The organism is Acidimicrobiia bacterium (assembly GCA_040902765.1).
Lineage (GTDB): Bacteria > Actinomycetota > Acidimicrobiia > Spongiisociales > UBA11373 > DATKBG01.
Genome location: JBBDWO010000028.1, coordinates 62,531 through 75,406 on the forward strand (window position 1 = coordinate 62,531; position 12,876 = coordinate 75,406).

The window sequence follows — 12,876 nt, forward strand, 5'->3', positions numbered from 1 at the left end:
CTACGCAAACGACACACACCGAGAGACAGGTGGCCGAACGCCTCGGCGTTCGCGGCGAACGCCTGACTTCGGGTCGGCGAGCAGTCGTTCGTCTCCTCGGCCGGGCCGACGGACCCCTCGCCGCGGCTGAGATCCATCGACTGCTCGAGAGCGTCCCGCTGTCGTCGATCTACCGGACTCTGACCGTGCTCCACGAGGCTGGTGTGGTGGCGCCGCACCACACCAGCGGAGTCACGCGATACGAGATCGCCGACTGGCTGGCTGGCCACCACCACCACGTCGTGTGCGGTGAGTGCGGGGCGGTCTCCGATGTGGTCCTTCTCGAGGAGCTGGAGGCGTCGCTGGTGACCGTGGTCGGGGCCGTGGCCTCTCAGTCGGGCTTCATCCATGATGGGCACTCGCTCGAGGTGGAGGGAACGTGTCCGGCGTGTCAGTGACCTCTGCCGTCGTCGCCGAGCGGCTCGTCCTCGCATACGGCCGGACGGTTGCCCTCACCGAGTCGTCCTTCGTCATCCCCTCGGGCGCGGTCACGGCCGTGATCGGGCCGAACGGGTCGGGCAAGTCGACGGTGTTAAACGCGGTCGCCGGCCTGATGAAGCCGGCGTCTGGGCGGCTTGAATTGGTCCGGAGGAATGGGCGGGCACCCGGCGTCGCCTATGTGATGCAGGCCACCAAAGTGAACGAAGCCCTACCGGTCACCGCCGGCGAGGTGGTGGCGATGGGTCGTTACCCCGGCAAAGGGATGTGGCGACGGTTCGCTGCGGCCGATCGGCACGCCATCGATCAGGCCACTTCGGCGATGGCCCTGGGAGATCTCGCAGGCCGGCACTACGGCCGTCTGTCGGGTGGTCAGCGTCAGCGGGTGCTGGTGGCGCAGGGTCTCGCCCAGGACCACGACATCCTGCTGCTCGACGAACCGCTGTCCGGCCTGGACATGCCGTCGGCCGAACGGATCGATGCCGTCATCCACGACGAATACCGACTGGGCCGGACGGTGGTCGTGAGTACCCATGATCTCGCCGAAGCGAGGGTCGCCGATCACGTACTGCTGCTGTCGGGCCGAGTCGTCGCCTCGGGGCCTCCCGAGGCGGTGCTCACCGCCGAGCACCTGACCGCCGCATACGGCCCCAGCCTCCTGCATGTCGAGGCATTTGGCCTGCTCATCGACGACCCCGGGCACCGCCCGGTACCCGGGAGGCACGTGCACCGCGACCGCAGCATCCACGTAGAAGGCCCTGGGGCAGACCTGCACGGTGAGGGAGTAGCGAGTAGCGAGTAGCGAGTAGCGAGTAGCGAGTAGCGAGGGAGTCAGGTCCAACGCTCAACGCAGGACGCTTCTTGCGTTGAGCGTTGAGCGTTACGCGTTCCTCCAGGCGAAGCGTGGGGAGCAACGCCCTATCCTCCGCCCTTCCCATGTACGGGTACGACCACCAGGCGATCGAGCAGAAGTGGCAGGCACGCTGGGCCGACGAGCGCGTCCATCGCACGCCGAACCCAGGCGACGACGACTTCGACCCGGCTCGACCAAAGATGTACGTGCTCGACATGTTCCCGTACCCCTCCGGCGAGGGGCTCCATGTCGGCCACGCGGTCGGCTACATCGGGACCGACATCTTCTCGCGCTACAAGCGGATGCGTGGCTACGCGGTCCTGCACCCGATGGGGTTCGACTCCTTTGGCCTTCCCGCCGAGCAGTACGCGGTCGAGACTGGCGTGCATCCACGCCTCACCTCGCAACGCAACGAGTCGAATTACGTCCGTCAGTTGACGTCCTTCGCCCTGTCGTACGACTGGGAGCGCTGCTTCTCCACCACCGACCCCGACTACTACCGGTGGACCCAGTGGATCTTCCTGCGGCTGTTCGACTCGTGGTTCGACCCCGACGCCGGCAAGGCTCGTCCCATTGCCGAGTTGGTCGCCGCCCTCGAGGCGGATGACCGTGACGCCGATGGCCAGCCCTGGTCCGAGTTCGACGAGGGGGCGCGTCGTCGCTATCTCGACGACCGGCGCCTCGCCTACATCGACGAGGTGATGGTCAACTGGTGCCCGGGCCTGGGGACGGTGCTGGCCAACGAGGAGGTGACCCGGGACGGGCGGTCCGACCGGGGCAACTTTCCGGTCTACCGCAGACCGCTCCGGCAGTGGATGCTGCGGATCACCGCCTATGCCGACCGCCTCGTGGAGGACCTGGCGCTGCTCGACTGGCCCGAATCGGTCAAGACGATGCAGACCAATTGGATCGGGAGGAGTGAAGGAGCCCGCATCTGGTTCCCGGTGGAGGATTCCGGCTCGGCGGTTGAGGTCTTCACCACCCGCCACGACACGGTCTTCGGTGCCACCTACATGGTGCTGGCTCCGGAGCACCCCATGGTCGACGAGCTCACCGTGGACACATGGCCGACGGGCACCCCGGAGCGGTGGACCGGCGGCCACGCCACCCCGATCGAAGCCGTCGAGGGCTATCGCACCCGGGCCGAGGCGACCCCCGACCGGGATCGGCTCGCCGACCAGCGCGAGAAGACCGGTGTGTTCACCGGCTCCTACTGCATCAACCCCGCCACGGGTGAGCGGATCCCCGTGTTCATCGCCGACTACGTGCTCATGGGATACGGCACCGGGGCGATCATGGCGGTGCCGGGTCAGGACGAACGCGACTGGGAATTCGCCAGGCTCTTCGATCTGGCGATCGTTCGCACCGTGCAGCCCCCGGACGACTTCGATGGGGACGCCTACCTGGGCGACGGCCCGGCCATCAACAGCGGATTCCTCGACGGATTGGGCGTGGAGGAGGCGAAGGCGGAGACGGCCCGGTGGCTCGTTTCGGAGGGTCATGGTGAGCCCGCCGTCTCGTACAAGCTGCGTGACTGGCTGTTCAGCCGGCAGCGGTACTGGGGCGAGCCGATCCCCATCCTGCACGGGCCCGACGGCGAACTCCGCCCCCTCGCCGACGAGGATCTGCCGCTGACCCTTCCCGAGATCGACGACTTCCGTCCGTCGGCGTCCGATGAGGAGGATGCCGACCCGGTGCCGGCATTGGCGCGCGTTCCCGAGGCATGGCGCGTGGTGGAGATCGATGGGGTTCGGTACGAGCGGGAGCTCAACACGATGCCGCAGTGGGCGGGGTCGTGCTGGTACTACTTGCGATTCGCCGACCCGCACAATGCCGAGCGGTTCGTTGGCGAGGATGCGGAGCGGTACTGGATGGGGGAGACCGGCGTCGACCTGTACGTCGGCGGCGTCGAGCACGGCGTCCTCCACCTGCTGTATGTCCGCTTCTGGCACAAGCTGCTGTTCGACCTCGGGTATGTCTCCACGGTGGAGCCCTTCCGGCGCCTGTTCAACCAGGGGATCATCCAGGCCGACGCCTTCATGGACGAACGCGGCATGTGGGTGCCGGCGGAGAAGGTCGAGCTCGGCGACGGGGTGTACCTGTACGAGGGTCGCGAGGTGACCCGGGTCGAGGGGCGGATGGGCAAGTCGAAGAAGAACTCGGTCTCACCCGACGAGTTCTTCTACGTCTACGGCATCGACACTCTGCGCCTCTACGAGATGTTCATGGGCCCACTCGATCAGGCGAAGCCGTGGACGACGCGGGACATCGTCGGCGTGACGAGGTTCCTGCAGCGGGTGTGGCGCAACTTTATCGACGCCGACACCGGCGAGCTCCTGGTCGTCGATGCCGAGCCGGACGACGGTCTCGCCCGGTCGATGCACCGGACCATCCGGGCGGTGACCGAGGACATGGAGCACCTGCGCTTCAACACCGCCATCGCCAGGCTGTTCGAGCTGAACAACGAGCTGGTCGCCCTGGACCGCGTACCGCGGACGGTGGCCGAAGCGTTCGTGCTGCTGCTCAGCCCGATCGCCCCGCACGTGGCCGAAGAGTTGTGGGAGCGGCTCGGTCACGACGGGTCGATCCTCGCCGCGTCGTGGCCGACCTTCGACCCCGATCTCGCCATGGACGAGACCGTGACCCTCGTCGTTCAGGTCAACGGCAAGGTGCGCGATCGCATCGAGGTCGATGCCGGGATCGACGAGGACGAAGCGACCCGACTCGCCCTCGCATCGGAGAAGGTCGCCGCCGCGCTCGGGGGCGCCGAGCCATCGCGGGTGATCGCACGACCTCCGAAGCTGGTGAACGTGGTCGTGGCGTGAGGAGGTCCGCCGCTGACCTGATTCGGGCCGGCGGCATCGATCCTCGCTCGCTCGCCGGTGTGCTGACCCGGGTGGATCCGGAACGGGTTCCGGTGCGGGCTGCACGCCGCTGGTTTCGGGTGTTCTGGGCGCCGTGGGTGACGGCCATGGCGCTCCCGTGGGGCATCTACCTCCATCCGAACCGACTCTCCGACGAGCCCGAGCGGCTGGGGCGATTGATGGTCCACGAGCTCACCCACATCGACCAATGGCGCCGTCTCGGTCCCATCGGCTGGTCGAGGGAGTACCTCGGTGGGTACCGGCGCGGCCGGCGCCGCGGGCTGTCGCGCCAGGAGGCGTACCGTGCCATCCCCCTCGAGGTGGAGGCGCGCGACATCGCCGATCGCCATGGATGAGCCTCGCCCGTGGCGGGTGAGGGACGCGGTGGCGGTGTTCGTAGCCGGTACGGCCGCGGCGACCGCCGCCTACCTGGCGGTCGGTGACGCCACGGTGCTCGCCGTCTTCGGCGTGATCATTCCCGCACAACTGGTCGGCATCGTCCTGGCCCTCGCCGCGCTTGCCCCGCGCCGGCAGCCGTGGCGGCAGTCCTTTCGCTGGTCGGCCCACTGGAGCGACCTCGTCGGACTGCCCATCGGCCTCGGGATCCAGGTGGTGCTCGCTCTCGTGGTGGCGTCGATCGCCCGTTCCGTGGACATCGAGATACCGACACAGGAGGTCATCGACTCGGCGGCGGCCGCCGCCACCTGGTTCGAGTGGACCCTGGTGGCCGTCGGCATCGTCGTCCTGGGACCGCTCGTGGAGGAGGTGCTCTTCCGCGGGGTGTTGTTGGGCGCACTGGAGCGGCGCTCCAGGTTCGTCGCGGTGTATGGCAGCGCCCTGCTGTTCGCCTCAGCACACGCGCTCGATTCCGCGGCGTGGCTCATGCTCCCGAGCCTGTTCGTTCTCGGCGTCGTCCTCGGGTACGAGGTGCTTCGGACCGGTCGACTGGGGCGCGTCGTCGCCATCCACGCCGGCTTCAACTTCCTGGCCCTGGTGGGGCTCATCGTCGACTGACCCGTACGGTCCCCCTTCCGTACGGGCCGGAGCGCTGATACAAGCTGGGACATGGATCGGTCCTGGCTCGCCGGAGCCTCCCTCGCCTCGCTCGCCGTCGTCGGGGCGTTGATCCTCTGGCCGTCACCGCAGGCCCCACCGGTGGTCGAACGGCTCACGACACCGGCTCGCACGGCGACGCCGGGGACGATCGTCGTCCATGTGTCGGGCGCCGTGGCACGGCCCGGGCTAATCGCGCTGCCGGAAGGAGCGCGGGTCGCCGATGCCATCGCCGCAGCAGGGGGTGCCCTGCCGTCGGCGTCGCTGACGGCACTCAACCTTGCTGCTCCGGTGGCCGGTGGCCATCGGGTCGTCGTGCCGGAGGAGGGAACGTCCCCCGGCGCCGCCGGTGGAACCGGAGGACCGATCTCGGTGAACCTCGCCACTGCAGACGAGCTGGAGGGACTGCCAGGCGTCGGCCCCGTGCTGGCCCAGCGGATCGTCGAGCATCGGGAGCGGTACGGACCGTTCGGGGTCGTCGAGGACCTGCTCGACGTCACCGGAATCGGGGAGGCGAAGCTGGCCGCGATCCGCGACCACATCACCGTGCCGTGACTCGCCGGGTCGCGGCGGTGCAGGATCTTCCCGCGGTGGTCGCCGCCTGCGGATCGGTGACCGGGGCGTTGGCGGCTCCGGTGTCGGCACTCGGGGTATCGATCGTCGGGGTCATCACGCTGGTGTGGTGCGTGAAGGCACGCCAGCGGCTGGTCGCTCTGGGTGCCGCCGCCTTCCTCGCCGGGGCGATGTCGGCAGTGGCGGCCCACGGGCGAATCGCCGGGACCCTGGAGGCGCCGCTGCCAGAAGGCCCGGTTCGCATCGTGGGGACCATCGTGTCGGCACCGGCGCGGGTCGTGATCGCCCCGGATCACCTGCTCGGTCCGTCGGGTTGGGAGCCGTGGCGTGGACCCAGGGTGCAGGTCGCCGGGCTGGAGGCAGCGGACGTCGGTGACCGCTTCGTCCTCTCCGGCGACCTCCGTCGTCGGCCCCGAGTGCAACTCGGGGGCCCGGTCGCCGGCGACCTCCGGGTGCTGGATGGGTGGCGACTCGCCCCTTCGGCCAATCCGGTCGTGGTGGCGGCGAATGCGCTGAGGTCGCGGGTCGAGTCCGGGCTGCGCCCGGTGGTGCATCGCCCCGAGGGGGCCCTTGTGTCGGGGTTCCTCATCGGTGATGTCCGCCGATTGCCACCCGACGACTACGAGGCGCTCCGTCTGGCCGGCTTGAGCCACTTCGTGGTCGTGTCGGGGAGCAACGTCGCCTTGTTCCTCGCAGCGCTCTGGCTGGCCACAGGGCCGCTCGGGTGGTCGCCACATCGAAGGATCGTGGTAGGTCTCGTCGGGGTCGTCGTGTTCGCCGTCGTCACCCGATGGGAGCCGTCCGTCCTGCGCGCCTCGGCCATGGCCGTTGCCGTGCTTGGCGCCCGCCTGGTCGGATGGCATGTCAGCGCGCTCCGGGCGCTGTCTCTGGCGGTCACGACGCTGGTCGTCGCCACGGGGAGCATCGTGTACGACGTGGGCTTTCAGTTGTCGGTGGCGGCCACCGCCGGCATCGTCCTCGGCGCGTCCCTGTGGGTGGGGCGCCGTCCGCTCTGGCTGTGGGCTTCGCTCGGGGCGTCGCTCTCCGCACAGGTGGCCGTGGCTCCCATCCTGCTTGGTCACTTCGGCTCGATCCCGATTGTGAGTCCCCTGACCAATCTCGTGTCGGCTCCCCTTGTCGCCGTGGCCACCATGACGGGTGGGGTCGGCGCCGTTGCGGGCGCATGGCCTCTCGTGGAGATCGCCGCGGCGGTGGCCGGTGTCGTCCTGGTGGTCGCCCGCGCCGGGGCCGAGGTGGGCCAGATCGGCTGGGTGGGTTTCCTCCTGTCGTTGGCCGTCCTGGGGGTGGCGTGGCGTCACCGGGGCCTACGCGGTCCGGTCGCCTTGATCTCGGTGGTGGCGGTGGGGCTGTCGTTGGTACCGGCGGGACCCCCGGACCGACCGGTGGTCCGGTTCCTCGACGTCGGGCAGGGTGACGCGACGCTGTTCCAAGGCCCCGGCGGCGAGACGATCCTCCTCGATGGTGGGTTGGATCCGCGGATCCTCCGATCCCACCTGCGCCAGCGAGGTGTCCGCCGGATCGATCTGCTCGTGATCACCCACCGTCATGCCGACCACTCGGCCGGCCTCGTGGGTATCACCCGTACCGTCCCGGTCGCCCGGGTCTGGCATCCCCCGCAACTCGGCGAGTCGTCGCCACTGGATGTGGTGGTCGACGAGGTCGTGGGCTCGGGGGCGCTCGCCGAGGTGCCGTCGGTGGGGGATCGGGTCGGTGTCGGCGAGTTCGAGATCACCGTGCTCGGCCCGCTCCGTCGCTACGCCTCTCCCAACGATGGATCGATCGTGCTGCTGGTAGAAGCGCGCGGGCACCGCGTCCTCATGACGGGGGACATCGAGGCGATCGCCCAGGCCGAGCTGGGCCCGATCTCCGCCGATGTGATGAAGGTTCCCCATCAGGGTGCGGCGACCTCGTCCCTGGAGTGGCTGAAGGCGAGCCGCCCGGCGGTGGCGGTGATCAGTGTCGGTCCCAACACCTTCGGGCATCCGAGCCAGGACGTGATCGGCGTACTCGAGGGTGCCGGCGCGGTGGTCCGGCGCACCGACCTGGAGGGAACGATCACGATCCTGCTCGACCGATCACCGGCGCTAGCGTCGGTGCCGTGAAGCGGTTTCATCTCGTTCAGGGTCGCAAAGAGGCATCGGCCGGCGAACGACATGACATGGTCGAGCGGGCTCATCGGATCCTCGCCGCTGCCGATGCGTCGTCGATCGACCGCTTCGACATTCCCGGCCGCGCCTCCGGGGAGCAGGCTGAGGAATCCGGGCTGCGGCCCGAGGTTGAGCGGCTGGTGCCAACCCTGCAGAGTGGATCACTGTTCGGTGGCATCGTCGGCGTCGTCGTGGTCGACGCGCAGAACCTGCTCAAGCACGAGGGTGAGGTGATCGCCGAGCTCCTGACGACCGTGGATCCGGAGCAGGTGGCGGTCGTCCTGGTTGCGATCGGCGCCACGCCGTCACCGATCCTGCGGCTGGCGAAGGCCGAAGGCGAGGTGCACACCGTCAAGGCGCTGACCGAGCGCGACATGACCTCGCGTCTGGGCGAGATGGCCCGAGAGCGACGGATGCGTCTCGAACCGGCGGCAGCGGCAGCGCTCCTCCAGGGGTTCGGCAGTGACGTCGGCGCGCTCGCCGGTGCTCTCGATCAGCTCGCTGCGGTGTCGGGACCGATCACCGCCGACGACGTGGTCGGTCGGTTCAAGAACCGTCCCGAGGAGCCGGCGTACCTGTACGTCGATGCGCTGTCGAGCGGGGACGTGGGCACCGCCCTCAGGAGGCTGTCGGCGTTTCTCACCCATGGCCACCCGCTGGTGCTGCTCTCCGCCGTCGAGGCCGACCTGAAGCGCAAGGCGCTGGCCGCTACCGCCGGGTCACTCGACGAGTTCGCCGGTTGGGCGGGTGGTGGCCCCGACTACTACCCGAACAAGAAGGCGTGGCAGGCCCGGTCGTCGGTGTCCGAGGACGATCTCCACCGGGCGTTTCACGCACTCGCCCGAGCCGACATCACCCTCAAGACGGAGCCCGAGACCACCCACCGCCCGACGCTGGAACGCCTCACGGTCGCACTGGCCCGCTGGTACGGCTGACGGAGGGGCGAGGGCCGAGGGGCGAGGGGCGAGTAGCGAGGGGCGAGGGGCGAGTAGCGAGGGGCGGGTCTTGCGAATTGCGAATTGCGAATTGCGAATCGCGCCCTACGCCTCGTAGGGCGTTATCGACACGATCTCGACGCTGAAGACGCCGCTGGGGGCCTCGTACGAGACGGTGTCGCCGACCCGGGCGTCGAGCAGGGCAGCGCCGAGGGGGCTCGACGGCGATGCGAGTGTGTAGCCCTCGACCCGGTTCTCCTGGGTGGCGACGAAGACCCGCATCTCGCCTCCGTCCTCGCGCTTGAGTTCGACCACCGATCCCACCGTCACGGTGTCGCCGTCCTCCACTTCCTGTACGAAGGCGGTGTCCAGGATCGACTGGAGCTTGCGGATCCGCGCTTCCATCAGCCCTTGTTCGTTCTTGGCGGCGTCGTAGTCGGCGTTCTCGCGGATGTCGCCGTGCGAGCGCGCCTCGGCGATGCGCTCGGAGATGAGTCGGCGTCCCTCGGTCGTCAGCTCCTCGAGCTCCTCGACCAGCTTGTGGTGTGCCGAAGGCGTCAGCCAGATCGGATCGTCAGCCATGGGGTTGGCGTGGTGGTCAGGCGCGCGACTGCTTGGCGCGCTTGGCGAGCCGCGACTTCTTCCGGTTCGCCGTGTTGGGGTGCAGGACTCCCATGGCGGCGGCGGTGTCGATGCGCTTCTGGGCTCGGCGCAGGGCCGTCTCGGTGGCCTCGGCGTCGCCGGCGTCAGCGGCGGTGAGGACGGCTTTCACCCGCGTCTTCAGTTCGGTGCGAACCGTCTGATTACGGGCGTGGCGCTTGACCGTCTGACGGTTGCGCTTGATCTGTGACTCGATGTTGGCCATGGTGAAACGCCCATCGGGGTGGGGGAATGCGGCACGATAGCAGGCCCGGGAGTGACGGTACAATGCGCCGCCGTCCCTCCGGAGAATCGTGCCGGACCGCTCACGCATCCGCAACTTCTGCATCATCGCGCATATCGACCACGGCAAATCGACCCTCGCCGACCGTCTGCTCGAGCGCACCGGTGCCCTGACCGAGCGCGAGATGCGCGAGCAGGTGCTCGATTCCATGGACCTCGAGCGTGAGCGCGGCATCACCATCAAGGCCCAGGCGGTTCGTCTGAACTATCGGCGCCCCGACGGTGACGAGTTCATTCTCAACCTCATCGATACCCCCGGTCACGTCGACTTCTCGTACGAGGTGTCGCGCAGCCTGGCGGCCTGCGAAGGGGCGATCCTCCTCGTGGATGCCGCCCAGGGAGTGGAGGCGCAGACCCTGGCCAACGCCTACCTCGCCATCGAAGGGGGCCTCGAGGTCGTCCCGGTGGTCAACAAGGTGGACCTTCCCGCGGCCGACCCCGACCGGGTCGCCGCCGAAGTGGCCGGAGTCCTCGGTGTGTCGGTCGACGAGGTGCTGAGGGTGTCGGCGAAGACCGGAGAGGGCGTCGATGAACTCCTCGAGGCCATCGTCGAACGCTTGCCGGCACCAGCGCCCGCAGAGGTCGACACCCTGCGGGCCCTCGTGTTCGACTCGTACTACGACCCTTACCGGGGGGTGGTCTGCTACCTGCGGGTGACCGATGGCGTCCTCGCCACCGGGGATCCGCTGCGCTTCATGATCTCGGGCGAAGACCTTCCCGCCGACGAGGTCGGGGTGCTCACCCCCAAGGCGGTGCCGGTCTCGAGGCTCGGCGAAGGGGAGGTCGGATACGTGATCACCGGCGTCAAGGAGGTCGACCGGATCAGGGTGGGCGACACCGTCACCCGTCGGGATCGGCCCGCCTCCGCCCCGCTCCCCGGGTATCGCGAGCCCAAGCCGATGGTGTTCAGCGGTCTGTTCCCCACGGACGGCGACGACTTCGAGCGGCTGCGCGAGGCCCTGGAGAAACTGCGCCTCAACGACGCGGCCCTCGTCTTCGAACCGGAGACCTCGCATGCGCTCGGGTTCGGGTTCCGGTGCGGGTTCCTCGGACTGCTCCACATGGAGATCGTCCGTGAGCGGCTGGAGCGTGAGTACGACCTGGATCTGGTGGCTACCGCGCCGTCCGTGGCCTACAGCGTGTCGCTCACCGATGGCAGGGAGATCGAGATTCGCAGCCCGCAGGATCTTCCCGAGTCCACCCACCGCTCGGGGATTCGAGAGCCGATGCTGCGCGTGATGGTCCTCACGCCGTCGGAGTACGTCGGTACGGTGATGGAACTGTTGCAAGAGCATCGGGGGACCCTCGGGACCATGCAGTACCTTTCTCCCGAGCGGGTCGAACTCGTCTACCGGGTTCCGTTGGCCGAGATCATCTTCGGGTTCTTCGATCAGCTCAAGTCGAGGACGCGCGGGTACGCCTCACTCGACTACGAGCCCGACGGCTACGAGGTGGCCGACCTGCTCCGGGTGGACATCCTGCTCAACGGGACACCGGTGGATGCCTTCTCGTCGATCGTGCACAGGGACAAGGCGTATGACTACGGCCGTCGGCTCGTCGAGAGCCTGCGCCAGATCATCCCCAGGCAGATGTTCGACGTCCCCATCCAGGCGGCCGCCGGGTCGAGGATCATCGCCCGCGAGACGGTCAAGGCGAAGCGTAAGGACGTCATCGCCAAATGCTACGGCGGTGACATCACCCGCAAGCGAAAGCTGCTGGAACGCCAGAAAGAAGGCAAGAAGCGCATGAAGATGCTCGGGTCCGTCGAGGTGCCCCAGGAGGCGTTCATCGCGGTCCTCCGCGTCGATGCCGACTGAGGGCACGCCGGCACCGGATTCCCCCGAGGTGGCAGACGCCGCCGGGGGGTTACTCGGCGCCTACGTGCATCTCCCGTTCTGCCATCGGGTGTGCCCCTACTGCGACTTCGCCGTCACCGAAGGGGCGGAGGCGGCGGCGGTCGATCGGTACCTGACCGCACTCCTGATGGAGATCGGGGCGGCGCCGCGTCGGGATCCGGTGGACGCACTGTTCATCGGTGGCGGCACGCCGAGTGCCCTTCCTCCCCGGCGGATCGGCGAGGTCGTCGACGCGGTGCGTGACCGGGTCGGCCTCGCTCACGGGGCCGAGGTCACCGTGGAGGCGAACCCGGAAGACCTCGACGACGCCCAGATCGAGGGCCTGCGGGCCGCCGGGGCCACCCGGCTCTCCGTGGGTGTGCAGTCGTTCGACGACACCGTGCTGCAGTACCTGGGCAGGCGACACTCGTCGGCGGAGGCCGAGCGTGCGGTGCTCCTCGCCGTCGAGGCGATGCCGTCGGTCAGCGTGGATCTGATCTTCGGCAGCCCGCCTGAGGAAGCGTCGGCCTGGCAGCGTTCGGTGGACACCGCGCTCCGTTTGGGCATCGCTCACCTGTCGGCGTACGCGCTCACCGTCGAGCCGGGAACACCGCTCGGTCGCGAGGTTGCTGGCGGGAGTCCTGGGCCCGACGACGACGTCGGGGCGGACCGCTATGAGGTCGTGCTCGCCCTCACCGACTCCGCCGGCCTCGTCCGATATGAGACATCGAACTTCGCCGCTCCCGGTCGGGTGTGCCGATACAACCTCATCACCTGGGCGCAGGGCGAGTATCTGGGGTTCGGCAACGGGGCCCACCGGCATGTCGATGGTGTTCGGTCCTGGAACCTGCGGGGGGTGGAACGGTACGTGGCGGCGGTGACGGAGGGGCGGAGCGCGGTTGCTGGAGAGGAGCATCACACGGGGTGGAGCCGCGAGGTCGAGCGGGTCATGCTGGGGTTGCGGCGAGCGGCTGGCGTCGTGCCCGGGGTGGCTGGCCGGGCGTTGCTCGAGTCGGAGGCCGGTGCCGCGTTGCTGGAGGCGAAAGTGCTCGCCCGCCGCGACGACCGGATCGCCGTGACGCGGCCCCTCCTGGGCGACGCGGCGGTGCGAGCCCTCCTGGCACTCGCGCCCCGCGACTGCTAAGGCGGAGGCCCCCTCCTGCTACGATGCGCCGC

12 protein-coding genes are annotated in these 12,876 nt (G+C 68.8%); 10 read left to right on the top strand and 2 right to left on the bottom strand.

Features of this window, described 5'->3' with window-relative positions; all coding sequences use genetic code 11:
* Nucleotides 1–29: 29 nt before the first annotated feature.
* From WEA29_07830 to WEA29_07865, 8 genes are all read left to right on the top strand, one after another.
* The gene (locus tag WEA29_07830) at nucleotides 30–437 is read left to right on the top strand and encodes a Fur family transcriptional regulator (protein MEX2323660.1); all 408 of its coding nucleotides are present in this window, start codon (nucleotides 30–32) and stop codon (nucleotides 435–437) included.
* Nucleotides 428–1,279: a metal ABC transporter ATP-binding protein gene (locus tag WEA29_07835; GenBank protein MEX2323661.1), complete on the top strand. Its 852-nt coding sequence runs from the start codon at nucleotides 428–430 to the stop codon at nucleotides 1,277–1,279. The genes WEA29_07830 and WEA29_07835 overlap by 10 nt, the downstream gene beginning before the upstream one ends.
* A gap of 134 nt (nucleotides 1,280–1,413) precedes the next feature.
* Nucleotides 1,414–4,155: a leucine--tRNA ligase gene (leuS, locus tag WEA29_07840; protein ID MEX2323662.1), complete on the top strand. Its 2,742-nt coding sequence runs from the start codon at nucleotides 1,414–1,416 to the stop codon at nucleotides 4,153–4,155.
* Complete coding sequence (locus WEA29_07845; GenBank protein MEX2323663.1) at nucleotides 4,152–4,550, top strand: hypothetical protein; 399 nt, start codon at nucleotides 4,152–4,154, stop codon at nucleotides 4,548–4,550. The genes leuS and WEA29_07845 overlap by 4 nt, the downstream gene beginning before the upstream one ends.
* Nucleotides 4,543–5,208 (top strand): type II CAAX endopeptidase family protein, encoded by a 666-nt coding sequence (locus WEA29_07850; protein MEX2323664.1) that lies wholly within the window; start codon nucleotides 4,543–4,545, stop codon nucleotides 5,206–5,208. Before WEA29_07845 ends, WEA29_07850 begins: the two co-directional genes overlap by 8 nt.
* A 51-nt stretch (nucleotides 5,209–5,259) precedes the next feature.
* On the top strand, nucleotides 5,260–5,802 hold the full coding sequence (locus tag WEA29_07855) for a ComEA family DNA-binding protein (protein MEX2323665.1): 543 nt from the start codon (nucleotides 5,260–5,262) through the stop codon (nucleotides 5,800–5,802).
* Entirely contained in the window at nucleotides 5,799–7,943 is a 2,145-nt protein-coding gene (locus WEA29_07860; GenBank protein MEX2323666.1) for a ComEC/Rec2 family competence protein, read from the top strand. Before WEA29_07855 ends, WEA29_07860 begins: the two co-directional genes overlap by 4 nt.
* Nucleotides 7,940–8,923, top strand: a complete 984-nt coding sequence (locus tag WEA29_07865) for a hypothetical protein (protein ID MEX2323667.1) — start codon at nucleotides 7,940–7,942, stop codon at nucleotides 8,921–8,923. The genes WEA29_07860 and WEA29_07865 overlap by 4 nt, the downstream gene beginning before the upstream one ends.
* A gap of 105 nt (nucleotides 8,924–9,028) precedes the next feature.
* Here WEA29_07865 and greA read toward each other — a convergent pair whose 3' ends face one another.
* Nucleotides 9,029–9,505 (bottom strand): transcription elongation factor GreA, encoded by a 477-nt coding sequence (gene greA, locus WEA29_07870; protein ID MEX2323668.1) that lies wholly within the window; start codon nucleotides 9,503–9,505, stop codon nucleotides 9,029–9,031.
* A 16-nt stretch (nucleotides 9,506–9,521) separates the two neighbouring features.
* Nucleotides 9,522–9,788, bottom strand: a complete 267-nt coding sequence (gene rpsT, locus WEA29_07875) for a 30S ribosomal protein S20 (protein MEX2323669.1) — start codon at nucleotides 9,786–9,788, stop codon at nucleotides 9,522–9,524.
* Nucleotides 9,789–9,873: 85 nt separating this feature from the next.
* Between rpsT and lepA the strand changes: the two genes are divergently transcribed.
* Together lepA and hemW are read left to right on the top strand one after the other, a co-directional pair.
* The gene (lepA, locus tag WEA29_07880; GenBank protein MEX2323670.1) at nucleotides 9,874–11,682 is read left to right on the top strand and encodes a translation elongation factor 4; all 1,809 of its coding nucleotides are present in this window, start codon (nucleotides 9,874–9,876) and stop codon (nucleotides 11,680–11,682) included.
* Nucleotides 11,672–12,844 (top strand): radical SAM family heme chaperone HemW, encoded by a 1,173-nt coding sequence (gene hemW / locus WEA29_07885; protein MEX2323671.1) that lies wholly within the window; start codon nucleotides 11,672–11,674, stop codon nucleotides 12,842–12,844. Before lepA ends, hemW begins: the two co-directional genes overlap by 11 nt.
* The last annotated feature ends 32 nt before the right edge of the window (nucleotides 12,845–12,876 follow it).

Bases quoted from the DNA above. Each gene is read 5' to 3' on its own strand.
- leuS (MEX2323662.1), top strand. From the start codon at position 1,414: ATGTACGGGTACGACCACCAGGCGATCGAGCAGAAGTGGCAGGCACGC.
- WEA29_07850 (MEX2323664.1), top strand. From the start codon at position 4,543: ATGGATGAGCCTCGCCCGTGGCGGGTGAGGGACGCGGTGGCGGTGTTC.
- WEA29_07855 (MEX2323665.1), top strand. From the start codon at position 5,260: ATGGATCGGTCCTGGCTCGCCGGAGCCTCCCTCGCCTCGCTCGCCGTC.
- greA (MEX2323668.1), bottom strand. From the start codon at position 9,505: ATGGCTGACGATCCGATCTGGCTGACGCCTTCGGCACACCACAAGCTG.
- rpsT (MEX2323669.1), bottom strand. From the start codon at position 9,788: ATGGCCAACATCGAGTCACAGATCAAGCGCAACCGTCAGACGGTCAAG.
- hemW (MEX2323671.1), top strand. From the start codon at position 11,672: ATGCCGACTGAGGGCACGCCGGCACCGGATTCCCCCGAGGTGGCAGAC.